At 36.2% G+C, this 25782-nt stretch carries 23 protein-coding genes; 10 read left to right on the forward strand and 13 right to left on the reverse strand.

Going from position 1 to position 25782, the window contains the following annotated elements; genetic code table 11:
• Together AACZ92_RS13600 and AACZ92_RS13605 are read left to right on the forward strand one after the other, a co-directional pair.
• On the forward strand, window positions 1-996 hold a 996-nt coding region (locus AACZ92_RS13600; protein ID WP_339702308.1), incomplete at its 5' end, for a T9SS type A sorting domain-containing protein.
• A 160-nt stretch (window positions 997-1156) separates the two neighbouring features.
• Window positions 1157-1642 carry a hypothetical protein gene (locus AACZ92_RS13605; RefSeq protein ID WP_339702310.1) on the forward strand — a complete coding sequence of 162 codons (486 nt, stop codon included), beginning with the start codon at window positions 1157-1159 and terminating at the stop codon, window positions 1640-1642.
• Between the two features lie 7 nt (window positions 1643-1649).
• On the opposite strand, the gene AACZ92_RS13610 is transcribed toward AACZ92_RS13605, so the two are convergent.
• The 8 genes from AACZ92_RS13610 to AACZ92_RS13645 all read right to left on the reverse strand — a co-directional run bounded on the left by AACZ92_RS13610 (window position 1650) and on the right by AACZ92_RS13645 (window position 13251).
• Complete coding sequence (locus tag AACZ92_RS13610; protein WP_339702312.1) at window positions 1650-2660, reverse strand: hypothetical protein; 1011 nt, start codon at window positions 2658-2660, stop codon at window positions 1650-1652.
• 29 nt (window positions 2661-2689) lie between these two features.
• Complete coding sequence (locus AACZ92_RS13615; RefSeq protein ID WP_339702314.1) at window positions 2690-4906, reverse strand: BamA/TamA family outer membrane protein; 2217 nt, start codon at window positions 4904-4906, stop codon at window positions 2690-2692.
• Window positions 4907-4982: 76 nt separating this feature from the next.
• Window positions 4983-10031: a translocation/assembly module TamB domain-containing protein gene (locus AACZ92_RS13620; protein ID WP_339702316.1), complete on the reverse strand. Its 5049-nt coding sequence runs from the start codon at window positions 10029-10031 to the stop codon at window positions 4983-4985.
• A 119-nt stretch (window positions 10032-10150) separates the two neighbouring features.
• Window positions 10151-11188, reverse strand: coding sequence for an ACR3 family arsenite efflux transporter (gene arsB, locus AACZ92_RS13625; protein ID WP_339702318.1), 1038 nt, complete (start codon window positions 11186-11188; stop codon window positions 10151-10153).
• A gap of 14 nt (window positions 11189-11202) precedes the next feature.
• Window positions 11203-11586, reverse strand: coding sequence for a glycine cleavage system protein GcvH (gene gcvH, locus AACZ92_RS13630; RefSeq protein WP_339702320.1), 384 nt, complete (start codon window positions 11584-11586; stop codon window positions 11203-11205).
• A gap of 10 nt (window positions 11587-11596) precedes the next feature.
• Entirely contained in the window at window positions 11597-12370 is a 774-nt protein-coding gene (locus AACZ92_RS13635) for a metallophosphoesterase family protein (RefSeq protein WP_339702322.1), read from the reverse strand.
• A 17-nt stretch (window positions 12371-12387) separates the two neighbouring features.
• Complete coding sequence (locus AACZ92_RS13640) at window positions 12388-12864, reverse strand: DUF6428 family protein (protein ID WP_339702324.1); 477 nt, start codon at window positions 12862-12864, stop codon at window positions 12388-12390.
• Window positions 12865-12915: 51 nt separating this feature from the next.
• Window positions 12916-13251: a metalloregulator ArsR/SmtB family transcription factor gene (locus AACZ92_RS13645; RefSeq protein ID WP_339702326.1), complete on the reverse strand. Its 336-nt coding sequence runs from the start codon at window positions 13249-13251 to the stop codon at window positions 12916-12918.
• Window positions 13252-13394: 143 nt separating this feature from the next.
• On the opposite strand from AACZ92_RS13645, the gene AACZ92_RS13650 reads away from it, so the two are divergent.
• From AACZ92_RS13650 to AACZ92_RS13660, 3 genes are read left to right on the forward strand one after another with little or no spacing between them, the layout of a single operon-like run.
• Window positions 13395-13688: a GNAT family N-acetyltransferase gene (locus tag AACZ92_RS13650; RefSeq protein WP_339702327.1), complete on the forward strand. Its 294-nt coding sequence runs from the start codon at window positions 13395-13397 to the stop codon at window positions 13686-13688.
• Window positions 13689-13690: 2 nt separating this feature from the next.
• Window positions 13691-14566, forward strand: a complete 876-nt coding sequence (locus AACZ92_RS13655) for a pirin family protein (protein ID WP_339702329.1) — start codon at window positions 13691-13693, stop codon at window positions 14564-14566.
• A gap of 35 nt (window positions 14567-14601) precedes the next feature.
• Window positions 14602-15531, forward strand: coding sequence for a DUF5996 family protein (locus AACZ92_RS13660; RefSeq protein WP_339702331.1), 930 nt, complete (start codon window positions 14602-14604; stop codon window positions 15529-15531).
• A 15-nt stretch (window positions 15532-15546) separates the two neighbouring features.
• On the opposite strand, the gene AACZ92_RS13665 is transcribed toward AACZ92_RS13660, so the two are convergent.
• From AACZ92_RS13665 to AACZ92_RS13680, 4 genes are all read right to left on the reverse strand, one after another.
• Window positions 15547-16113: a Crp/Fnr family transcriptional regulator gene (locus tag AACZ92_RS13665; RefSeq protein ID WP_339702333.1), complete on the reverse strand. Its 567-nt coding sequence runs from the start codon at window positions 16111-16113 to the stop codon at window positions 15547-15549.
• Window positions 16114-16301: 188 nt separating this feature from the next.
• Window positions 16302-16841: a hypothetical protein gene (locus AACZ92_RS13670; protein ID WP_339702335.1), complete on the reverse strand. Its 540-nt coding sequence runs from the start codon at window positions 16839-16841 to the stop codon at window positions 16302-16304.
• 28 nt (window positions 16842-16869) lie between these two features.
• Window positions 16870-17124, reverse strand: a complete 255-nt coding sequence (locus AACZ92_RS13675) for a DUF1456 family protein (RefSeq protein ID WP_339702337.1) — start codon at window positions 17122-17124, stop codon at window positions 16870-16872.
• Between the two features lie 7 nt (window positions 17125-17131).
• Window positions 17132-18250 (reverse strand): DEAD/DEAH box helicase, encoded by a 1119-nt coding sequence (locus AACZ92_RS13680; RefSeq protein WP_339702339.1) that lies wholly within the window; start codon window positions 18248-18250, stop codon window positions 17132-17134.
• 242 nt (window positions 18251-18492) lie between these two features.
• Here AACZ92_RS13680 and AACZ92_RS13685 point away from each other — a divergent pair, with 242 nt between their 5' ends.
• From AACZ92_RS13685 to AACZ92_RS13705, 5 genes are all read left to right on the forward strand, one after another.
• Window positions 18493-20916 (forward strand): TonB-dependent receptor, encoded by a 2424-nt coding sequence (locus tag AACZ92_RS13685; protein WP_339702341.1) that lies wholly within the window; start codon window positions 18493-18495, stop codon window positions 20914-20916.
• Between the two features lie 88 nt (window positions 20917-21004).
• Window positions 21005-21346: a hypothetical protein gene (locus AACZ92_RS13690; protein ID WP_339702343.1), complete on the forward strand. Its 342-nt coding sequence runs from the start codon at window positions 21005-21007 to the stop codon at window positions 21344-21346.
• Entirely contained in the window at window positions 21336-21638 is a 303-nt protein-coding gene (locus AACZ92_RS13695) for a hypothetical protein (RefSeq protein WP_339702345.1), read from the forward strand. The genes AACZ92_RS13690 and AACZ92_RS13695 overlap by 11 nt, the downstream gene beginning before the upstream one ends.
• A gap of 5 nt (window positions 21639-21643) precedes the next feature.
• Window positions 21644-23698, forward strand: coding sequence for a PepSY-associated TM helix domain-containing protein (locus tag AACZ92_RS13700; RefSeq protein WP_339702347.1), 2055 nt, complete (start codon window positions 21644-21646; stop codon window positions 23696-23698).
• A gap of 96 nt (window positions 23699-23794) precedes the next feature.
• On the forward strand, window positions 23795-24352 hold the full coding sequence (locus tag AACZ92_RS13705; protein WP_339702349.1) for a biopolymer transporter ExbD: 558 nt from the start codon (window positions 23795-23797) through the stop codon (window positions 24350-24352).
• Here the strand turns inward: AACZ92_RS13705 and AACZ92_RS13710 are convergent, their stop codons facing one another.
• Window positions 24353-25624, reverse strand: coding sequence for an MFS transporter (locus tag AACZ92_RS13710; protein ID WP_339702351.1), 1272 nt, complete (start codon window positions 25622-25624; stop codon window positions 24353-24355).
• Window positions 25625-25782 lie beyond the last annotated feature (158 nt).

Genomic DNA, 25782 nt, shown 5'->3' on the forward strand with positions numbered 1-25782 from the left:
GTGGTTTGTCAAAATATCACCGTTCAACTAGATGCTACTGGTACCGTAAGTATTACAGGAATGGATGTTGACGGGGGTTCAACCGATGCGTGTGGCATTGCTAGTTATGATGTAGATATGGATACCTTCGATTGTTCAAACGTAGGTGTAAATACTGTAGAATTAACCGTAACAGACAACAATGGCAACACAGCAACGTGTACTGCTATGGTTACTGTTGAAGATAATATAGCACCAGATTTAGTGTGTGAAGACTTCACCTTAGAGTTAGGAGAAGATGGTACCGCTACCCTATTGCCGGGTGATGTAATTGCAACCAACGAAGATGCGTGTGGTATTGATACCACAGCAGTAGATATTACTCAGTTTGATTGTAGTGATATTGGCACACCGGTTACTGTTCAAGTATTTGTAAGTGACGTAAACGGAAACTTAAGTACGTGTAATGCGGTGGTAACTGTTGTAGATGCAATGGCACCGGTAGTTACGTGTCCGGCAGACCAAACCGTAGATCCAGGAGAAGGAAACTTATTCTATGAAATACCTGATTACTTTGCCTTGGGTGAAGCATCAGCTACTGATAACTGTACTAATCCGGTAACCATTACTTCACAACAACCAGCAGCTGGAGAATTAGTAAGTGATGGTATACATACCATTACCCTTACTGCGGAAGATGATAACGGAAACATTGGTACCTGTACTTTTGAGTTAATAGTTGAGAGTATATTAGGTGTTGGTGGAACGGACAATTTGGATAGTGTACAATTGTATCCTAACCCAGCAAACAACCAAGTAACGCTTGGGAATCCATCGCAAGTAAACTTGAAAGAAGCGATTATCTACGATCTTACTGGTCGTGTAATACGCACGATCAACTTGAAAGGAATGGGAGCTCAAAAAACTATAGATGTTACCAATCTAGCAAGTGCGACCTATTTAGTACGCATTAGCAGTGAAAACGGAACCATCACAAAACAGTTGATTAAAGAATAGGTTGTTTTTATTTAATAGTTGAAAACCCGAAGGTGTAATGCCTTCGGGTTTTTTTTATTCACACAATTGCTTAGACGGAGCAACTTAAATACTTTATGATTTCTTTACAGTTTCATACCCAATCATTCTTGTACATTTAAAAAACCAAAAGTTAAATGTTATGAAACGCTTTCACGTACCATTATTTTCAGCAATAGTATTTCTTATTATTATAAGTTGCAATTCAAATAAAAAAGAAAACACATCAACGAAGGATAAAGAAGGTGTTGAACAGCAGAAAAAAAAGCCCAAAGGATTAGAAAAAGGCTGTTATGTATATAATGATAATAAATCAACAATTTCGTTACAAGTTCTGAAAAGAGAAGATTCTATTACAGGAACTCTATTATTCGCCTTAGCTGAAAAGGACAAAAATACGGGTAGATTTAAAGGTCAAGTTAAAAACAATGTGCTATTGGCCAATTATACGTTTGAATCTGAAGGCGTGGAAAGTGTTCGACAAGTCGCCTTTAAAGTTAAGAGTGACACCTTGCTGCAAGGTTATGGTCCTATGGAAATGAAAGACTCCATTCAAGTTTTTAAAAACCCAAAATCGCTGACATTTGATGACAAGTTTCCTTTGGTAAAAAAGGCTTGTGTGGATTAAAGTACTATTAAGATTTATCAGTAACAACTTTTGGAGGTTTGACAACAAAAGGTGTAAACCAATCCCATGTTACGCCAATAGAAAACCGTGGAAAACTATCCACAAAACGGTAGTTATAATCATCAAAACCAAAAGTAAAGTTAGCAAAGAAGCCTAAGTCCGTATCCCAAGGGTATAATATTCCATACGTTTTAGAACGGTACGGATCGGTTGAAGGATGTGATCCTAGATGTAAAAACACTTCCTGCCCTAATGTATAGCGCATATTTTTATAATAATCTGTAAACTCATACCCCAATTCAAATTGATGATGCCCATATAGTTTGATATCTTCTGAGTTATAGCCACCAAAATCAAAAAGTCCCATAAAATTGTTGTGGTACAACTGATACGTAAACGTATACGAATGAATCCGTTTTGGATTGTTCTCTGTATCAAAACGGTTTACCCGATAGTTAAATGATAGCCTAGAGAGGTTTGTAGAAAAGTTTCCACTTTTACGATTCAGTATAGCTGAAAGGTCGGTGTCATCGGTAATGGTTTCGTAAACGGCTTGTCCTTCTTCAGATTCATCTTCAAATTCAGTACTAAAAGCAGCTCCCGTTTGTCCGTTACTATAATGACCTGTTTCAATGGCCATGGTGAGAAAATTATTGTTATTGGTTCTCAATATGGATTGCCAACCCAATAAAGCTTTGTATGAAGGCGTTTTTACTGGTTTTGAGTTCCCTTGATACATTCGCAACTGAGGTTGTAAAGTAAGGTAAAAGGCATCGCCTCGCACAATACTATCCCTCGTTAATGATTTTCGAATGTCGTTATATACGCCGTAATATACAACGGGTTTTGCGTCAAATAGAATTTGTTCGTATTCATTATTCCCAAAACCACCTGATAAATAAGGCCGTTGTGCTATGGGATAATAATCCTTAAATGCTGAAAAATCCTGTTCTTCCTGTTTTTGTGCTACAGCAGTAAGAGTTAATAATAAAAAGAAGGTCGTAAATACTAATTTCATAATGATTCAATACTAGTTATAAAAAGAATTTAAAAAGGGTAGCCAATAGCAAAGTTAAATACAGGGTTATCTGCTTGAAAATCGAAACGCTCGCCTTCAGGTAAAGAGGGGTCATGAAATGGAGCTGCAAGATCAAAACGAAGCACAAACCCTTGAATATCCACTCGAACTCCTACTCCTGCTCCCATACCCAATTCACTAATAAAGTTGGAAGAAAATTTTCCTTGTCCGTCTAAAGCTTCATTGGCTTTCGAGTTCCAAATGTTTCCGGCATCGGCAAAAACGGCACCTTTTAAGTATGAAAATAAAGGGAATCGGTATTCCACATTGGCTTCTAACCGAATGTTTCCAGTTTGGTCAAAAAACGAATCACCCGTATCACCCCCATCATAAGTTCCAGGTCCTAAAGAGCGAATTTGAAAAGCTCGAACACTATACGGACCCCCAGAAAAATACTGTTTTACATAGGGTAATACATCTGAATTTCCGTAGGCATATCCATAGCCTGCAAATAACCGAGTAGCGATGGTTTGCTCTTTTCCGAAGTTAAAATGATACCTGCCATCTATATCGGCTTTGGCATATTGCGCATATTCTAATCCCAAAAAGGTTTTAGGCTCCCCAGCTTCTTCAGTTTGCCCTAATAAACTAATGGAATTTCCCGCTACGTCTAAAGTAGCATTTAGGTAAAATTGGTGGGTGTCTTGCGTATCTACCATTCCGTTATAGGTAAAGGAATAGGTAAGCCCCGATATAAACTCTTGATCGAAACTACGTTGCAAAAAAGGGTTCTCTTCTAGAATAGTTTCAAACTCTTCGGTAGTATCGGAAAGTCTTGTATAATTAATGGATATAGGATTTATATCGTGTGTAACATAGCGGTTTGCTCGCCACGAATAACCAAATAAAGCCGTACCCGAAAGTAAGGTGTATAATTTACTTCGGTTTAAATAATTAACTCCAATACTAGTTTTGGTCTTCGGAATGGAATATTCAAAGAAATCATCATCAATTTTAAATGGTGAAATAACACGTGGAAAAATAAGTTCGGTTTTTAATCCTAGATCTAGACTGGTTCTTCCTGTACTGTTACTCCCACCGCCGGCTTGGAATTCATATCCTGCATTGGCAGTAATATTTAAGGTTTCGCCTCCTTTAAACAAATTACGGTTGCTAAAGGTTAAAGCCAAATGCGGTCCTGCAAAGTTGTTCGATTTGGTGACGGCTTGCAATTCAGCTCGAATGGCTCGTTTATTAAGGGGTGACAAGAAAATATCAGCTTCTAGAATACCTAAAGAATCGGTTGCCGAAGAATCTTTCACTCTATACTGGATATTAACAAATTTATAAGCGCCAATGGTGGACAACCGCCTCGCCGTATTTCGAGAAGTTTCAGGATTGTAATACGCTCCCTCTTCTAAGGTTACAAAAGGGTCTAAATATTTCGGTTTAAAAAACGTGCCATTTTGTAGGTAGTTTTTATTCTGAAATCGGACAGTGTCCATTTTTGTAGAATCCGTTTGCACATCATTATTTGGATAGATGTTTACTTTTGAAATTTTATATGGAATAATACCTTTTGTAGGCACTTCTTTTTTCAGCTTTAAAAACAAATCAAACCGTTTGTTGTCATATTGATTGGTATCCGTCTCAAAAATTAGGAAGCCAGGATTAAAATTATAGTAGCCTTTTTTCTTTAAATCGTTATCAATACGTTCGCGTTCCAGCTTCATGTTTGACAAATCAAATCGCATACCGGGTGTCAATTTTGAAGTCGCCACACTACTTTGCATATCACTGTAAATAGGTTGTGGTAAGCTATCTAATTGATAGGTTTCCATTTTGTAAGGGGTAGGAACATTTACGGTATACTTTACAGAAGCTTCGGGTTTATTTTCACTTTCAGTAAATTCTGAACTAGCAGTACTATAGAAAAAACCAGTATTTTCTAATCGGTTTAATAATATCTGTTCAACTTGGTAAGGCTCCACATCTGATTGATAAACAGGTTCTTCTCCTATTTGTTTATACAACCATTTGTTTAAAAATCCGGGTGTAGAATCTTGTACTTTGTAGTAATAATAAAGCCCTGGGTACATCCCTAAAAACTTTTTATTAGGATCTGGCCGCAGCGTATTTTCTAAAGCAGTTTTTAACTGACCTTGGTTTTTAATAGTAGAATCTGCCTTAATTTCTATTTCGGCACCGGTATAAAGCCGTTCTTCTTCGGGAATGAATTTTTTCACACTACAAGCTTGTAGTAGAAGAAAAAAGCATGCTATTAAACCTACTTGTTTATATGTTATAGTTACGTTCACGTCGTTACTTGTTATCTTTTTGTTCTTTTTCGGTTTCTGTGTCAGGGTTTTCTTCTTCTTTAGATTGAGATCGAAGCATGGCATCCCATAAATCCTTAAACTCATTAAATTCTTGTGTAAAAATTAGCGCAATACCACTTACAATGGTTTGCCCATCAATTACATTTTCAAATTCATTTCTTCGGAAGCCTTTTAATCGGTAGCGCCCGTTTTCAGTTAAAATATACTCTAAACTTACATTTCCAATTAAAGGTGCTGGCTCCCCAGATGAACTACTTCCTTGTATATCTACTTCACTACCCACACTTACAATAAGGCGATCGTTAAACAATTTCTTTCTAGCAGCAATATCCAATTGGGTACGCTCTTGTGGCGTGTCGCCTTGATAATCGGTATAACTATCCAAACCAAAGTCTAACTCTACTCCCGTATCGCCCAATAATTTATCTGAAAAAACATTCAACTGATCAGACAGTGCATCATTCAGGTTGTCTCGTGCAATACTTGCCGCTCCTCCTCTACTGCCGTCACTACCGGGCTCTGGGTAAAAACGATTCAATACCAATAATGAAAATACTTGTTTGTTCAATTCGTTCTCTTGCTGATTCAATTGTTGGATACGACCATATACTTGTCCTCCAACCGAACCTTGTTCGTCTTCTGGCATATCTAAATTAAACGAAATTTTAGGTTGCATCAACTCGCCATCTACATTCAAATACACATAAAAAGGCAATACCTGTCTGTATTTGTTTTTTACCGAAGGATCCGCACCGGAAGTCTGTGATGCCATTAACGGCGAAGCGGAAGCCTCTACATCATAAATAGCACGAACATCCAATTTGGCATCAAACGGATCGCCAGACCAGGTGATACGGCTACTGGGGTCTAACTCAAATCTTCGGTTTACTACGTTATATAAATTCATTTCATAATGACCGTCGGCAACTTCATACACACCACTAAGATTCATTCTTCCGTTCGGGTTCATTGTGAAATTAAACTCCCCTTCTCCCGAAACTTGAAAATTGTCACCGGTTTCTTCATCAATAATTATTTTTACTTGTGCTTCTTTCCCAATATCAAGATTTGCCGAAATATCAAAACCGGTAACCGTGGCTGTTTGTTCTTCCGTTCGGGTTAAAATAGCATCTGGATTTTCGCGATTTACAAAAATTACAATTCCGTCACGTTCTTCAATGTTTACAGCTGCTGAAGGCATCACATAGGTAACATCGGTATTAGACCCCACTGTAAGCGAACCTTTTAATACCGGAATTTGAAGGTCACCCGACAATGTAGCATCAGCATCAAAAGTTGCGGTTCCGTACAGGAAGTCATTATCATCTTCGGTGGCGTTTAGCACTTGAAAATCTTTGGCTTTTAACTGTAAATCGAAGGTAGGATTAACAAGGTTTTCAGTGCCAATACTACCTGAAGCAGCAAAAGTATTGCCGTTTTCATCTGCTATGGTAAAGTTACTCATGGACAATCCCTTATTATCAACCGTAAGTTCTTCATCGGCCAACGTAAAGGCGGCGTTTAGTTTTGCTACCCTGAAATCAGCATTAGAGAAAAGCAAGTTTCCTTTATAAACGGGTTCATCTAGCGTCCCATTAACAGTAAACTGACCAGAGAAACTACCATCAGCTTCTGTAACTTCACCTTGTGTAAAGCCTTCCAACGCTTTCATTTTAAATTCGTTGATGTCTATATCTAAATTCAAGTTGGGTGTTTCAGTGGTTGCTACATAATCACCCGTTATATCCATATCGATAGCGCCTTCTTTTAAAGCTGCATTAAAATCGTATCCATTTCCGCCAGTAGAACCAGCATCAACGCTCAGAGTTCCTAAGTTTACATCCAATAAGCTAAGTTGTTGAATATCGATATCAGCCAATAAGCCTGTATTGCCAAAAACATCTTCTAATACAACTTGACCGTTTAATATTCCAGTAGCCAATTGCTCTTCAGGGTTTAAATAATTGAGAAATTCACTTAATTTGAAATTTTCAAAAAGAACACCAATATGGTCTTTTTCATTGGGCAATTTGTCTGTAAAATCAAGGGATTGGTCATTTCTGCTGAACCGGAATTCATTAAATTCAATTTTCGATTCACTTAAAAGCACTTCATTATTAGCCGGAACCTTCCAAGGGTTTTTCTGAATAATCAACGAGTCTGGATTTACATGAAACCGAAGCTTGTCACTTGTACCCGTTATTTCAGATTGAATTTGAATTAACTTTTCATCTTCGTAATATGAAAGAAAATCCAGCAATAGCTTTTCACCCTCCTTGTTTCCTTTTATTTCAGTTTTTTGAATCGCCAATGGCCCTGCATTAATTGCATTAAACCCAGCATTAAATTGGAAGTCGTCCTGACTCGTTCGCATAGAAACCTGAAGACTGTCCAATTCGTTTCCGCCGTAATTAATATGCGGTGCTACGATATTTGCTGTCAATAAACGTTCTCTTTCTTTAAAATCCAACGCCAAATTAATCGTGTCCATGTCTTTTACGTTGACTAGAAACACTTCGTTTAAAACAGGTGATTGCCGTATGGTTCCTTTTACCGTTAAATCTACAGGGTTTTGTAAAGTATCTGTATTCACGGGTTTTTTAGAAAAGTAACTAGAAATATGTTTTTGAACAGCCGCGCTAAATCGTTGTGGATCGGTATTCGATTCTAAAGTTAGGTTCAGCATTTTATTGTCCACCCATATAGATGTAGTATCACTACTAACGTGAGCCGTAGCCAGAAGACTACCCAATAAGTAACTTTTGTCGTCATAAACCACCACGCCATCACCAATGGTCGAAATAACGTCGAAACTGTCGCCATTGCTTACAAAATCGGCATTCAGTTGCATTCCAGCGCGCACATAACGGTCCATTAGCCCCAACGCTTCTAGATCGGCCCCAATTAGGTGAAGGTCTAGACTTGCTTCAGGCGCAACAGAATCTAATACCACGGAAGCGTTTAAATCTAAATTCAGGTTTTTATCCTTGTATTTTGAAACAATATCCCCTTTTCCGTTTTTTACATTTCCAGAGATTTTTAAATCCCGAATTTTATAGTCGTTCATCTGGAAGCTATCCACCACTACTTCAGCAGTTGCATTTAAGGTGTTGATGGTTGTTCCTTTTCCTTCTGCGGAAGCTGTTAACGATAGTTTCCCGAACTGTTCATCTTGCAACAATTCGCCAACATTGTATTCCTGTATGTTGAAATCGGCATTAAAAGCCAGTTCATCCGTATTTTTGAAATTTCCTTTTACGGTTACTACCCCTTGCGAAGTAGTTAAATTAGCATCAGCAGTAATATCATCGGGGGTTCCGCTTGCGGTACCACGCAATGTAATATCCTGCGGAAGCTGAACACCTAACTCTTCTTCAGAAACAAATTGAACGAGATCACTTTTTATAGTTTCGGCCGTGAATGAAGGAACATCGAAAGAAAGTTGCTCAGGATCGGTTGCATTATAAACCGTTGCTGTAGCCGAAACATACGTCGTTTTTCCCCAATTCACCTTCGCAGATGGAATTTGCAAAGCACTCAATACACCATTAGCTCTAATACTTCCTGAGATAGGGCGTTTACTCGCGGTTTTTAAATATTCGTTGTTTTTTAAGTCTGGCTGAAATTGAAAAACATCTTGTAAGGCAACCTTAAACGAAGGAATAGTTAAGTTGGCTTTTGTAGTTTCTGGGGAATCAATCAAGGCATTTAAACTGGCATATTGTAACGTTGCATTTCCGGAAAGGCTACTGTTATTGGCTGCAACCGAAAGGTCGGACACGTTCATATTTGTATCAGTAACGGCAAGGTTTACCGCAGCTTTATGAATTGAATTTCCAGACCCTTCTTGAAACGAAAGGTTTTCTAAGTTAAGACTGGCCGTTTTGTCTTTTAATGAAATGTCTGATGCTTGTAACTCTAGATTCGATATAGAAATCGCATTAGGATTAAAAGTTCCTTTAACAGGTTTTGCACCGTCAACTGAATAGCTGATGTTGTTTTCAGAAAAATCAATTTCATCTATGGAAAGAAGAAGATTAGGCCATAAAGAGTCGTTTTCTGATACTACATTGTCTTCTTCTACTTCAACAGCTTCCTCTTTATTCGATTTCATATCTATTGCCACAATGGATTTGTTAAGTTCCAACGTGCCTATTTCAAAAGCTTGATTCGTTAAATCAATTTTAGGAACTTCGGCATAAAAATCAACCAAATCTACTTCAGCGCTCAAGCCTTGTACATTATCTTGGTATGTTGCAAAGACATTTTCAATGGTCAGTTCGTCTATCGCTAAAAATGGTAAAGGAACATCAGCAGGTGGTGTGGGAGGCACTGGGTTTTGAACATACTTTATGCGGCTGTTTTTAATAGTTCCTTCCGAAGCCCTGAAATCCATCGCTTCCAAGTCGGTTTTGTCCATTTCAAGTTCTAACTCACCAACTGTAAAATGACTGTCAATCCCTAAAACGGCATCATTGTAAACAACATCAAAATCTTTAAAATTTAAATCGCCAATAATAATATTCATAGGTGCCGACGTGGTGTCGGTTGCGACGGTGGTAGTATCTTCCGAAGCAAAAGCATCGATTAAAAACTGAAAGTTATAACCTGAAATGGAATCTTTACGAATAATATTGGCACGCAGACCTTCCCAATCAACCGATTCTACGCCAACACCGTTTCCGCGAATGATGGGCCAAAGTGGTACATCTGCTTCCAGTGATTTTGAATAGACAAGTGTATCGCCTTTTTTGTCTTCCAGGAACAAACCTTTCAGCATAATATCACCGTCAAAGGTGATAAAAAGCTTTTCTATTTCAACCTTGGTATTCGTTTTATCGGATACATATGAAACAACTTTATCTACGATAATACCTTGCCCCCAAGGACTTCTAATAAACAAAACAAGTAATAGAAGAAATACCAATATCCCTAACATTACCCTTGCAATGCGTCGGAATATGCGGTATTTCTTTTTTCGAGCCTTACTTTTAGGCTGTGTATTGGTTGTTTTTTCTTTGTTCTTTTCCAAATTGTAATGAGATAACGCTTAAGTATAAGAAATCACTCACAAAATATGGTTTTCTGAAATAGTTTTTAGTTATAGAAATGATAACTTTTTAAATAATTTTTCAGAAAAAAGAACAACCGCTAAGCTGTTTTGAGATAATATTTCTTCCGAAGCCAAAATGAAATCCGAACCAGTAAAATTAAAGCCGGTACTTCAACCAACGGACCAATAACCCCTGCAAACGCTTGCCCAGAGTTAAGACCGAATACCGCAATAGCCACTGCAATGGCGAGTTCAAAGTTGTTTCCGGCAGCTGTAAACGAAATAGCAGCGTTTTTATCATAGTCTGCCCCCATCGCTTTACTGAAAAAGAATCCAATAATAAACATCAACGCAAAGTAGATTAATAATGGAACCGCAATGATTACAACGTCCATTGGTATTTCAACAATTAGTTCTCCCTTTAGAGAAAACATAACTACAATTGTGAACAATAAGGCAATTAAGGTTAGAGGTGATATTGTGGGTATAAATGTTTCTGTGTACCACTTTTCTCCCTTTACTTTCACTAAAATAAGACGACTTAAAATTCCCATTAAAAACGGGATCCCTAAATAAATAGCAACGCTTTCTGCAATAGTAGCGATGGAAATATCGACGATAGCTCCTTCAAACCCGAAGTATGGTGGTAGTATTGTTATAAACAACCACGCGTAAAAACTATACGCAAATACTTGAAATATACTGTTTAAGGCGACTAATCCGGCTCCATATTCGCTGCTTCCTTCAGCAAGATCATTCCATACCAATACCATTGCAATACATCGTGCGAGACCAATAAGAATAAGCCCTACCATATATTCAGGATAATCATGTAAAAAGGTGATTGCCAAAACAAACATTAACACTGGACCAATAATCCAGTTAAGAATCAAGGATATAGAAAGTATTTTTACATTTTTAAATACTTTAGGCAGCAGTCTAAAATTTACTTTTGCTAAAGGCGGATACATCATCACGATAAGCCCAATCGCGATGGGAATATTAGTACTACCAGAACTAAAGGAATCAACTATTTGAGGAAAGGAAGGGTAAAAATACCCAATCCCAACTCCTATTGCCATCGCAATAAAAATCCATAGGGTTAGATAGTTGTCTAAAAAGCTTAATTTTTTCATTATTCTGAATCGTTTTAGTTTTTTTCTATAAAATTTTGATATTCTTCAGCCGTGAGAAGGGTATTCAGTTCTTCTGTATTGTCAATTTTTATTTTTATCATCCAACCATCAGAATAAGGTGTGTCATTCACCGCCTTTGGAGTATCGTTCAATGCTTCCTGGATTTCTATAATTTCTCCTTTAATAGGTATAAACAAATCGCTTACGGTCTTAAGAGCTTCTACAGAACCAAAAACTTCATTTTGATCAAATTCATCCCCTACATTAGGCAAATCAACATAGACGATTTCTCCCAATTCCTTTTGTGCAAAATCTGTTATACCAACAGTACCTATTGAATCGGTTACCTTTATCCAAGTATGTTCTTTTGAATATTTTAAATTTTCAGGTAATTTCATAGTTATTTTTTTATTCGCCATTTCGTAAATTATCGGCATACGCATTGGGCAAGCTACTTTCTTCTACTGCTTTTGCAGCTTTTTCAATATCGTAATCAAACCTTACAAATTCTACTGAAATAGCATCCTTGTTTTTAATTGAAGCATCTTCATCAATATTCAATATAACGTAACCTCCTCTGTTGTCGCTATCTTTTGGTTTGCCAACTGAGCCAATATTTATGGCGTGCTTAAAATGAACTTCACTTTCTGTTGAAGCATCTAAGATTCTATGATATGGTTTATGGGTATGCCCAAAACACATAACATCCGCATCGGCTTGCTCCATAATACGAAGCATGCTTTTTTCTGCCCTATCTTCAAATAGATATTCGTTAATACGACGCGGACTACCATGGACAAATAATACATTCAGCTGATCGTCGTTTAACTGAAACTCTAATTTAATATGAGCTGGCAACGTGCGTAGGTACTTTCTGTTTTTGTCGTTCACCAAATCGTTGGTTAAAGAAATAGAAACTGCCCCATTGGCTTTTTCTTCATCAGTTTTATAAGCACATCCACAATCGTCACTGCTTCTACCAATACCAAAATCATAGTTGCCAGCGATGGTAGGAATGTTTCTTTTTTTAATTTCTTCAATTACCTCATTTGGCCAAATGTTGTAGCCAACTAAATCGCCAAGGCAATACATAGCATCAACATCCTGATTTTCAACATCTTTAAAAAAGGCTTCTAAGGCTGGTAAGTTGGCGTGTATGTCACTAAATAAAGCTATTTTCATTTTTTAAATTTTTAAAATTAACAACAACCCGAATTAGGACTACATGAAGCTGCTGGTTCTGCTTTTATTTCAGAAAGTTTTTTCTTTTGTTTAGTTTCAGGTATACCACAGTTTTCTTTTGCCAAACAATCGGTTTGCTTGGTAGTTAACGTGAAATGTCTTCCATTGAAATCTAATCCGTACTTTCCAATGGTAGCACCTTGATATTCTACTTCAATTTCAAGAGCATCATCTATTTGAAGTGTCTTTTCAGAAAGTTCAATAATATTTACCAATTTTTCAGGATGCAAACGGTGATCATAATCATCTGCTTCCCATAACTGAAAATTAACTACTTCTTCATTTCTAACTGTGCCACCACAATCGATGAAGTTTTTGGTTACTTTTCCTACTTCGGTCACGTGAAAGTGATTCGGAACTAATGAACCATTAGGCAACTCAAATGCGATGGTTTCAGATTGTTTTAAAATGTCTTTTATTTCAGAAAGTTTCATAGTATATAGTTTTATTATCGTAATAATACGATTTATTCATATAAATTTTTTTTAGCAACAAGTATCGTTAGCTACATCTGTATCTTGGTTTAAAAAAGAAGTTAAAACCGCTTTCATCTCGTCCCAAACAGTTGTATTGATACAGTAACAAACGCTGGTGCCTTCTACAGTTCCTTGTATAAGCCCCAAGTTTTTTAATTCCTTTAAATGTTGCGAAATAGTTGCTTGCGCCAACCCTATTTCGTCTACAAGGCTTCCACACACACAACTTTCCGCTTTAAATAAGTACTGTAAAATAGCAACTCTGGCAGGATGTGAAAACGCTTTCGCAAACTGTGCCAATTGATTTTGATGTACTGTAAATATTTCAGATTTGGTAATTCCCATTATATTGATTGTTACATTGCAATATTACGATGAATAAAAATATCTCACAACTTATTTCTGAAAAATCTACAAAAACAACTTCTTATCATACATCAATGCACACATTAAAAACCTTCTTTATCTTTGATAGAAATAAATAAACTATGGACTATCAATTAATTAAAAACGAAAAAGAGAACCGTTTTGAAGTTCACATAGAAGGCTTAGTGGCCTTTGCGGATTACAAACTCAATAAAGACAAAATTGCTTTTACGCATACTGAAGTTCCGAAAGAGCTTTCAGGAAAAGGCATTGGTTCTTTTATTGCTAAAGGCATATTAGACTATGCTGCTGAGCACGAACTGAAAGTGAAACCATATTGTCCTTTTATTAAAAGTTACATAGACAGACATCCAGAATACCAGGAAAATTCAATATTTCACAATAAACCCGAATAACTATGAGTACAAAAAATATAGAATTAATAGCAGAACCCAGAGCCCCGCATTTTGTAGGTGATGGTTTTCGAGTACATAACTTTATCCCCAGCGGATTTAGATTGGATATGGAACGTATGAGTCCGTTTATCATGTTGGATTACAACTCAAAATTTTACTTCCCTCCCACTGATACCCCAAAAGGTGTGGGCGTACACCCGCACCGTGGATTTGAAACGGTAACAATTGCGTATAAAGGTAAAGTTGCTCATCACGATAGTAGCGGTGGTGGCGGTGTAATTCAAGAAGGCGGTGTACAATGGATGACAGCAGCGTCTGGCGTGTTACATAAAGAATACCATGAAGAAGAATTCAGTAAAGCCGGTGGTGACTTTCAAATGGTGCAATTATGGGTAAATCTTCCCGCAAAGGATAAAATGTCGCAACCTAAATACCAAGCACTTTCTGCTGAAGAAATCAATAGCCATGAGCTACCAAATAATGCAGGGACAGTTGAAGTAATTGCAGGTGCTTATAAAGACACAAAAGGTACGGCTTCTACTTTCACCCCTGTACATATGATGAATGCACGATTGAACAAAGGCGGAACTGCTGACTTTTCTTTTCCTGAAAACTACAATACGTGTCTATTGGTTATTGAAGGTAGCGTAACTGTAAATGAAACAGAAACGGTACCGACCGATCATTTTGTATTGTTTGAAAACGAAGGGGAAGCTTTTACCGTAAAAGCTTCGGAAGATGCAGTAGTTTTAGTTTTAAGTGGAGAACCCATTAACGAACCCATCGCTGCCCAAGGTCCATTTGTAATGAACACTAGAGAAGAATTGACGCAGGCAATAAATGATTTTAATATGGGCAAGTTCGGGTATTTAGAATAGTAAAAAGAATTCAGTAACTTTAAAAAAGCAATGATATGAAAACAGGAACCCGTTTACAGCAACTTCCATACACTGGAAATGAAAAGAGCAAATTAACCCTTCATTTATTTCTTCAAATAATAGGGAAAATACGGTTATCGTTATCACATAGAAAAAATCATTGGTGGTATATAACCGAATATGTAGACACCAAAGGGTTTACAACCGGACCTATTTTTTATGATTCAGGAGAAAGCACGTTTACTATTACTTTAAACATCCTTTCTCATAAGTTGGAAGTAGATACAAGTGAGGGAGAATCGGCGCAATTTGACCTTCATGAAGGGTTAACAGTAGCTGACTTTTATAAAAAACTGCGAGGAATTCTTTCCGACTTTACTATCTCAGTAAACCTATTAGAAAAACCTTACGACTTGGGTATTGAAGAATCTTTTTCTGAAATAACAGCGTATCATCATTACAACCAAGATTATATCACCAAGTTGTGGAAAACCTTTCAATGGGTAGATGGTGTGTTTAAAGAGTTTAGTGGTCGTTTTTACGGAAAAACGTGTCCGGTTCACGTCTATTGGCACTCTATGGATATAGCGGTCACCCGCTTTTCAGGTAAAAAAGCACCACCTATGCTTAAAGAAGCAAGAATATCGGACAAAGATGCGTATACCCACGATTGTATTAGTTTCGGGTTTTGGGCAGGAGATGACAATATGAAAGAACCTGCCTTTTATTCGTACACTTATCCAGCTCCTGAAGGGATTGATAAAAAACCATTGCAACCGGATAATGCTTTCTGGATGGATGCCAACGGAAGTCCGATGGCTATTTTAAAATACAATGACCTTCTTACCAAAGAAAACCCTAGAGAAACGTTATTGGCTTTTATGGAGTCTGCTTATCGTGCCGGAGCTAGTCTGGCGAACTGGGATATTGATGAACTAGAAGTTCCTTCTTTACGTGCTTTATAAGATTAGACTCAATCTTTAATACGATTCAAAATTTTTCTCAGCCAACGATTTTCTCACTCGGCTTAGACTTTCGGGAGTGATGCCTAAGTATGAAGCAATCATCCATTGTGGTGCACGCAATAGTAAATCGGGGTATAATTCAATGAAGTTTAAATATCGTTTTTCTGCGGAAGCGCCTAACAGCAAATCAATTCGTTTTTGAAGGTGCTGAATGTGATTATGAAGTAACTTTTTATTGAATTTTCTGAAAGAAGCACTTAATTCTGAAGCCTTTTCAATAAATTCATCTGTTATAAAAACTACTTCGGCGTCTTCTATTGAATCAATAATAAAATAGGAAGGGTCGTTAAAGTAAATACTACCTCTATCACCTATAAACCAATTTTCTGGAGCAAACTGTACAATATGTTCTTTACCAGATTCATCTAATGTATAGGCACGAAGTAATCCTTTTTCAACAAACATGGAGGCTTTACAAGTTTCCCCTTGTTGAAGTAGTATTTCACATTTTGAAAAAGTTTCAGAACGTAAAAAAGGTGTCAATTCATTGAATTGCGATTGGGTTACCCCTCCTCTACTCATTATATATGATTGAAACGTCTCACATTCCATAATGTATTTGTATAAAAGCAGTAACATTTTGAGTTTTCAGATGCGGCTAATTATATAAAAGCAAAAACGAAAAAAATATGTGTACTGTTCGTTAAAATAAACTACTAAGTTAATAAAACGGAAAAAAAATAAATTTGAGACTTAGCTGTTATTCCTTTTTACAATTTTGGTCGTGATTTTTTATTTAATATATCCCTAATTAGGAAGAAATTTATTGTTAACGAAATAAAGATCATTCCTAGTTCAAAGTAGCCTTTACCAAAACCTCTCGCTCCACTATCTGCTGACAAGTATACTTTATCATTTACAGTTAAGGAAAAACTTCTAATTTTGGCATCAGGAATTTTTAGTCTTCTAATATTTTCTTTAGCAATGTGTAATATAATTTGGTCATTGTGTTTTGCAGATCTATAAAATTCCTTTCTATAGTATGGCATATAACTGACCTGAAATTTAGAAGGGTACTCGTTTAAGTATATATGGTAAGTTGAGTCGCGTTCAGTTTTTCTAATTTTTTTAATATAAACCAATTCTTGGTCAATATGATTAAGTGTTCCTTTAACTTCAGTCAGGTCATTGGATGTTGAAATGCTTGGTCGATCAAGATACAGGTATATACCTCCCAAAGTAATAAGAATTAAAAAAAACACTAAGGCTCTATTTTTTGAGTTCCATATCTCTCTAATTAATTTAATCATTTTTAATTGCTACCATTAAAGCTTTATGCTACTTAGAAGATTCTTTCTTTTTCTTCGGAGGCATCGGTCCACGTAGATGCACAACTAATCCGTTTAAAAAATTCCGTAGAAATTGATCACCACATTCCATATACTTTGGGTGGTCTTCTTTTCGGAAAATAGCGCCCAATTCACTTTTTGAAACCCTAAAATCTACTAAAGAGCAAATTTTTACAATATCATCGTCACGCAACTTATGGGCTACGCGAAGTTTTTTCATAATGTCGTTGTTAGTTAATGCCATAGTTTTATTATAAAATTGATTCTTTAAATTTAATATCAAGCGTTTTCTGTAATTGATGAATGTCTTGCAATTCACTTGGTAAAATAAGCGCAATGGAAGCACCTGTTTTCCCAGCTCGGGCGGTACGACCGCTTCGGTGGGTGTAATATTCTTGTTGATCGGGTAATTGGTAGTGGATAACAAACCCGAGGTTGTTTACATCAATTCCTCTCGCTGAAACATCAGTAGAAACAAGGATTTGTACCGTTTCTTTCTTAAAAGCGCGCATTACTTTATCTCGTTCTTTTTGCTGCATATCTCCTTCTAAGGCAGCTACTGAAAAACCATCTTCTTTTAAAATTTCAGTAAGTTTTTGTGTACCTGCTTTTGTACGACAAAAAATTATTCCGCGGTCGTCTTTCAACGTATCCATTAAACGAATTAAGTTTTCGACTTTTTCTTTTAAAGAGGTCTTTATATAGTAATGCGAAATATTTGCATTGACTAATGAATTTTTATTCACTTCAATTTTCACAGCATCGGTAGCCATGTAGGTTTTTACAATCTTCTTTATATCCTCGGGCATGGTAGCCGAAAACAACCACGTATTACGTTGTTTATTTGCTTGTTCTAGAATTTTATTGAGGTCTTGTTTAAAACCCATACTCAACATTTCATCAGCTTCATCTAAAACCAAGGTTTTAATGGTTTGTAAACTAATTTCATCTCGTTTCATTAAATCCATCAATCTTCCTGGAGTAGCTACGATAATATGAGTAGGACGTTTTAATCTTCTTATCTGAATGTCAATTTTTTCACCTCCATACACACCTTCGGCGAAAATTTTATCGGGAGCATATTTGGTAAACCTAAACAGCTGTTTTTGGATTTGCTGTACCAATTCACGAGTTGGTGCTAAAATCAATCCTTGCACCACTGCTTTTGAAGTGTCTATATTTTGTAATAATGGCAAACCGTAGGCGGCAGTTTTACCAGTTCCTGTTTGTGCGAGTCCTACTAAATCGGTTTTCGATTTTAACAAAAGTGGAATAACAGCTTCTTGAATTTCAGTTGGAGTTGTAATATTCAACTCTTTTAATGCCTTTATATATTCTTTTTGAATTCCTACTTGTTGAAATGTTGCCATATAGCCTACTTTTTTAGAATGCAAAGGTACGTTTTATATTCTGGTAAAAGAATGCAAAGCGTATTTTAGGAACCTTTGATTTTTAAATATTTTTTCAAGTTTAAGCACCTAATTTATAGTAGCCTATAACTATTTTGTACAATTCTATTTAAAATTAATCTAAATAAACTTTTGAGGTATCAAAAAGGGTTATTAGTTTTGCATCAAAATTAACTATCTATATTAAGTCTAAATAACAATAAATGCATAAAGTATCCCAACTAATTTTAATCCTACTAGCATTTACAGGTGCTACTGCTCAAACTGCAAAAATTGAAGGAAATGTAACAGACGCAAACAACGCTCCTCTTTTGGGTGTAAATATTTTTTTAGAGAATTCTCAGAAAGGTACTCAAACCGATACAAATGGTCATTTTAAAATTGATGGCATCTCTGCAGGCACGCATACTGTTTACTTTTCGTATGTAGGTTTTAAAAACCACGAAGTAGCTTTTACCATTTCAGAAAATGAAACCAAAAAGCTTTCCGATGTAATCTTATACGAAGGAAATGAAATTTTACAAGAAGTGGTTGTTAACGGGGAACGTAGAAATAAATTTTCTCGTAAAAAAACAGCTTATGTTTCAAAATTACCATTACAAGATCTTGAAAATTCACAGGTTTATAGTACGATTACAACCGATTTATTAAAATCACAAATTACCACAAATTTTGAAGATGCCTTAAAAAACGCTACAGGTATTGAAAAACTTTGGACTTCTACGGGGCGTGGTGGTGATGGTGCAGGATACTATTCTTTACGAGGGTTTTCGGTACAACCACAATTGGTAAACGGTGTTCCAGGGATCACCAATGGTACGATTAACGCTGCCAATATTGAACGTATTGAAGTGATAAAAGGGCCTTCAGCTACTTTATTTGGTAGTACCGTAACATCCTATGGTGGTTTAATAAACGTGGTTACCAAAAAACCATATATTGGTTTTGGCGGGGAAGTTTCATTCACATCCGGAACATATGGTTTAAATATGATTTCGGCTGATTTGAATACACCGTTGGATAAAGAAAACAATATCTATTTTCGTTTAAACACCTCTTATTCTACCGAAGATAGTTTTCAAGATGCAGGTTTCAGAAAATCGTTTTTTGTGGCTCCTTCCCTTTCTTACAAAGTAAACAATCGTTTGTCATTTTCTTTTTATGCTGAAATTACGCAAGCTGAACAAACCAACCCAACATTCTTATTTTTAAATCGTTCAGCGCCATCTAGAGCTCGAAATCTAGACGAACTTAACTATAATAATAAGTTATCATTTACAAGTAACGCCTTAACACTTACAAATCCTTCTGCCAACTACCGTGTGGAGATGGACTATAAATTGTCTGATACGTGGCAATCACAAACCATTATTTCAAAAAGTAGTACATCAACAGATGGTTATTACTCCTATTTATTTGACTACGGAATTTTAGAAGGAACCACGTTTAGCCGTTTAATCAACAAACAGAATTCACGAACCAATACAACCGATATTCAGCAAAACTTTATTGGTGATTTCAAAATAGGAAATCTTAGAAATCGCGTAGTGGCTGGTGTTGATTATTTTAATTCAACCGTAACAGATAATAGTACGGGCTATGCTTTCTACGGAAATGTTAGGGCAAATGGACAAACCATAGGTGATGACCCGTTTACTGAAGAAGTTGAAGACGATTCATATCCATTAACTACCGCTGGTGTAGATGAGGCATTGGCTTCTCAAACGGTTAACAACATTAAGTCTAAAACACACGTGTATAGTGCATATGTTTCAGATGTTTTAAATATAACACCTACTCTTTCTGCTATGGCCGGTGTTCGTTTTGATGTGTTTGACAACGAAGGTGACCTTACTAATCCAGATGATGATTACGACCAGAGCACTTTCTCACCAAAGTTTGGGTTGTTATACCAGCCTATTAAAGATGTTATTTCTGTATTTGCTAACTATCAAAATGGATTTACAAATGTAGCTCCTGCTCTAGTAGGCGATCCACAAGATGGCGCTCAAACGTTAAAGTCTTTTGATCCTGAACAAGCAAATCAATTAGAGTTTGGAGTTAAAACAAACTTCTTTAACAACCGCTTGCATGCGACTATTAGTTATTATGATATTAATGTGACCGATAAAGTAATTACCGATCCTTCTTCTCCATTTAATAAAATTCAAGGTGGTGAAGTAGAAAGTAAAGGTTTTGAAGTTGAAGTAAATGCAAATCCTGTTCGTGGGTTGAATATTAAAGCTGGTTTCAGTAATAATGATAGTGAAATTATTAAAAACGACAATCCTGTTTTATTAGGTACACGTCCTGTAGAAGCTGGTCCTGAGACATTGTATAACCTTTGGGCGAACTATGAATTTCAAGAAGGAGTTTTAGATGGTTTTGGTCTTGGAGCTGGATTTAATGGTGCTAGTGAGCGTGTAACTATAGATTATGGTTCTGCTGGCCAATTTATACTTCCTGAATATACAGTTGCAAACGCTTCTGTTTTTTATCAAGCCGATAAATACCGCATAGGATTAAAGTTGAATAACGTTTTCAATAAAGAGTATTATAAAGGTTGGACAACTATTACACCGCAAACACCGCGCGCTTTATATGCCAACTTTACCTATAAATTTTAAAAGATTACTATTGAATATTTGATTGATTTTTTGTTAAGTAACAATAACCCTGAAAATGGTTCAGGGTTATTGCTTTTAAAAAAATAAAATGATAACGCTAACAATACTACTTACTGTTTTAGGTTTCTATATGCTTCTTTTAACTTCAAAAAGAGCAGCAATTCCTACTTCTGTTCCCGAAAGAAAATTAGCTTTGAGTAACAAGCAAGTTTTTAAAGTTACCGCACTTATTTTACTGCTAGCTGCTTTTGTAGTCCTTTCATTAGTTTGGGGTATTGCTTCAGGAATTATTTCAGAATTTATTATACTATCTATTGTAGCGAGCCTTGCTGTAATTTTAGTACCATTACAGGTTATTAATTATAAACAAATGAGCGTCATTTTTATCGTTTCTTTTATTTTTGAAATATACTTCGCCTATGCCAGCTAATAAAAAACACTTAACAACGTCTTCCTGGCAGCGATTTGCTAAAATTTCGGCAGGCATTTTGGGAGGATATATCATTTCAGTTTTGTTACATATAGCATTAGCATATTGGTTACCCAACCCTGAAATTGTTTTAATCACTTCGGTTTTTACACTTTATATACTATGGGTTACCATTATAATTCTATCCTTTTTAGCAAAGAATGGATGGAAATTATGGGCAATCTATTTAAGTATAAGCATCCTATTGAGTATTGCTATTTACTTCGGAAAAATGTACAATCCAATTAATTAACTTTTATGAGCAAACGTAATTACAACGTCTTTTTTCATACCCATACTGTTAGCGGTATTGTTATTAGTGTTGCTTTATATATTATATTCTTTGCCGGTGCTTTTGCATTGATAAAAGATGAAATCACTGCTTGGGAAAAAGGTGATTCTGTAAATATAGAACAAGCTCAAAATATTGATTATAATCGTGTTGTTGATAGTATTAAAGCACAAGGTTTCAATCTCTATGGAAGAGATGTGAGAATGATTGCCCCAGATGCTAAAGAGCAGTTATATGTATTGCTAAGTAAGTCGCAAGACACCACAATTGTTAACGATGACAATAAGAAGTATTACTTCTTTTTAGACGCTACAGATTACACTCATTCAGAATATTATGATTTTTATAGTATTGGTGAATTGATTTACAGACTTCACTTTTTTAGTCAAGTACCAGTCATTGGTATCTACATTTCTGGTTTTATCGCCCTGTTCTTTTTATTTGCCATTGTTACCGGAGTTATTGTCCATTGGAAAAAGATTATTCAGAATTTTTACACCTTCAGACCCAAAAAGAAATTGAAAACCATTTGGACCGATGCACACACCGTTTTAGGTATGATTGGCCTTCCCTTTCAATTTGTATTTGCTGTAACCAGTTGCTTTTTATGTCTTTCAGCATTGGTGTTACTGCCCGCCAATTTTGTTTACGATAATGACCAAGACAAAACAATTGCAGAACTCCGCCCTATGGCGAAGACTTACGAGCTAGAAAAAGAGGAGTTTACTAACATTCCAGACTTGAACGTTTTCATGGATAAAACGCTTAGCAAGTGGGAAAACTTCACGCCTGCTCAAGTGTATATTCGTAATTATGGTGCTGCTAACATGAAATTTCAAGTGGATGGTTTACTAGATCCTGATGATAAGTTTTTAGGGAACGGACGTACTGTTTATGAGGTAGCTTCTGGAGAACTAATTTCAGAGAAAAATCCACATGATAATGATTACCTAGAAGATGTTGAATTAACAGTACGCAGGCTTCATTTTGGAGATTTTGGCGGCTTACCATTAAAGTTCATTTATTTCGTTTTGGCTTTAATAACCTGTTTTGTAATTATTTCAGGGGTATTAATTTGGCTAGAAGCTCGACATAAAAAGAATGTGCCTATTGAGCAAAAGTTATTTAACCGAAAAGTAGGACATGTTTACTTAGCAATTTGCCTAACTATGTACCCTATTACCGCTTTCTCTTTTATTATTGCGAAGATACTCCCTAGATCGATGGATTCTTCTCGAGAATCTATTTTATACGCTGTTTACTTTTTAGGTTGGATCGCTGTCGCTGCTGCATTTCGCTTTATGCGCGATAATTATAAAACCAATAAATACACCTTGTTATCAGGAAGTATTTTAGGGTTCTTAATCCCAATAGTGAACGGTATAACCTCTGGAAATTGGATATGGAAAACATTTGCTGAAGGTCAATATGAAATTTTCTGTGTAGATCTATTTTGGCTTATAATGAGTATCGTTTCATTGTGGATAGTTTTAAAACTGAAACGCCCTGTCACCAATACTGAACATACAACTTTATTACAAGAGCGTAAAAAAGTTTTTAAACAATCGCTTACCCCTTCAACAAAAACAACAAACAAATTAAAATTTATGAGAACAAAAACAGCTGTGTTATGGCTTTTCTTGGCAATCGGATTTATCGTTCACCACATTTACGGTCTATTTGGTGTATATTATAACGAATCTGTAATGATTGAAGGTGCTACAGGCGACGTACCACTGAACCATCACCTATGGCGCGTAGGGCTGGAAGGATTGGCTTTACTTTTCTTTTTACTTACGTTGGAAGTGAAGAAATCGTGGTTTCGTTGGACTTCTTTCTGTTGGGCACTTGTAATTGGTGTATTTAATGTATATCATTTTGTAGGGTCTATATTCTATGAAGTTTCTAATATTTCAGAACTACTTATTTTAGCGATGATGGTACTTGCCAATACTTTTCTTGCTATAAATATTATTAGATGGAATAAAGAAGAGGTTAAGCAAAGTATTCAAAAAGAGTAATCTACAACGCTTAAAAAAATAGTTTTAAAGACCTAAAAAACATTCTGGCACTTTTTTTGAAGTTTTCTTGTAACTAACACATTAAATCCATCAGTTATGAGACACTCAAACAAAGTGCCCGAGGTCAATGCAGGAAGCATGGCCGATATTGCTTTCCTATTATTAATTTTCTTTTTAGTTTCCACAACTATTCCTAATGATAAAGGGATTGTTCGGAAAATTCCTGAACCCTGCCCTCCAGGACAAAAATGTGATACTGAAATAAACGAGCGAAATCTCTTAAGTATTAACATAAATAAAGCCGGCGAACTATTTGTGAACGAAACTATTACTTCTTATAAAGATTTAAAAACTGTACTTACCAATTTTATAGATAACAATGGTGATGCTACGTGTACTTATTGCAATGGGGATAAAATTGCTTCTGCTTCCGATAACCCAAAAAAAGCATCTATTTCAATAAAAACGCACCCTAAAACACCTTATAAAGCTTTTATAACGGTACAGAATGAATTGACAGCAGCTTATCTGGAGTTGCGCGAAGCGTATGCAGAAACTATATTAAAAAAAGAAGAAGGTGAACTTACTGAAGAAGAAATCAAGCAGGTGCAACAAGCGTATCCGTTCCGTATTTCTGAAGCGGATATTAAATAATTAGTCTTCTTCGGTTTCATATTCCTTTAAGTCTTCTTCTAAATCAAGTTTTCTAAACTTTGGAAGTAAGGCTCCGGTACCTACAACCGTGATTAACGTCATACAACCACCAAAAACAACGGCGGTGACGGTACCCATTAGTTTGGCTGTTAATCCGCTTTCAAAAGCTCCTAACTCATTGGAAGACCCCACAAACATAGAATTTACCGATGCTACGCGACCACGCATGGCATCGGGTGTTTTTAATTGTAAAATTGTTTGACGAATAATCATTGAAATTCCATCTGTGACCCCACTCATAAATAAGGCAAAAACCGAAAGCCAGAACCAGGTTGAGAGTCCGAATACAATAATACAGAGGCCGAAACCAAAAATAGCAGCCAAGAGTTTCATACCCGCATTTTTATTTAATGGAAAATAGGCTGACGTAAACATAATAATAGCCGCCCCCACTGCTGGGGCGGCTCGTAAAATTCCGAAGCCTTCAGAGCCTACATGTAAAATATCTTGTGCGAAAATGGGTAATAGCGCCACTGCTCCACCAAATAATACCGCAATCATATCTAAGGTTAATGCCCCCAAGATTATTTTGTTAGAAAAAACAAACTTCAATCCTCCTTTTAAACTTTGCATTACGGGTTCCCCAATATTCGGATTTAAAACAGGTTTTTTCGGAATTTGAGATAAACTGATTAATGCTAACAACGAGAGTCCGAAGATAAAACACATAGACCAATGCACGCCAATCCAATGAATAGCGAAACCACCAAGTGCGGGACCTAAAACCGCTCCTACTTGCCAAACAGAACTACTCCAAGTAGCTGCGTTGGGATATACTTTTTTAGGAATTAATAATGAAAAGAGTGAAAAAATAGTAGGCCCGATAAAAGCACGTACGAGTCCGCCGAGAAAAACTAAGAAGTACACACAGTATAGAACAGTGTTGGTAGCCATCCCACTAATAATACGTGGCCAAGTAATTAAAAACAGCCCAAAACTAACTATAGAAAACCCTATAATACACTTAATAAGTAACCCCTTTTTTTCTTTTTGATCTACAACGTGACCAGCAAATAACGCCATGGAAACTGCTGGAATTACTTCCATTAAACCAATAATACCTAGTGAAAGAGGATCTTTTGTAATACTATAAACTTCCCATTCTATAACAACAAATTGCATGGTCCAAGCGAAGACCATGGCAAAACGGAGCAATAAAAAAATATTGAATTCGCGGTAGCGTAATGCTGCGTAGGGATCATTTTTAGGCATAAAAGAAGTTAAGTGTATTTCTGCCTTGCAAAAATACTATTCTTTTAAATGCCTATCACTTCATAAGACTGAAAATAGCAATTCCGTAGATGGCAAAACGAGCAAATCGTAATAACCCGAACAATAAGTAGTTTGTAAACTTATAATTTATAGTCCCA

The organism is uncultured Marixanthomonas sp. (assembly GCF_963974425.1).
Lineage (GTDB): Bacteria > Bacteroidota > Bacteroidia > Flavobacteriales > Flavobacteriaceae > Marixanthomonas.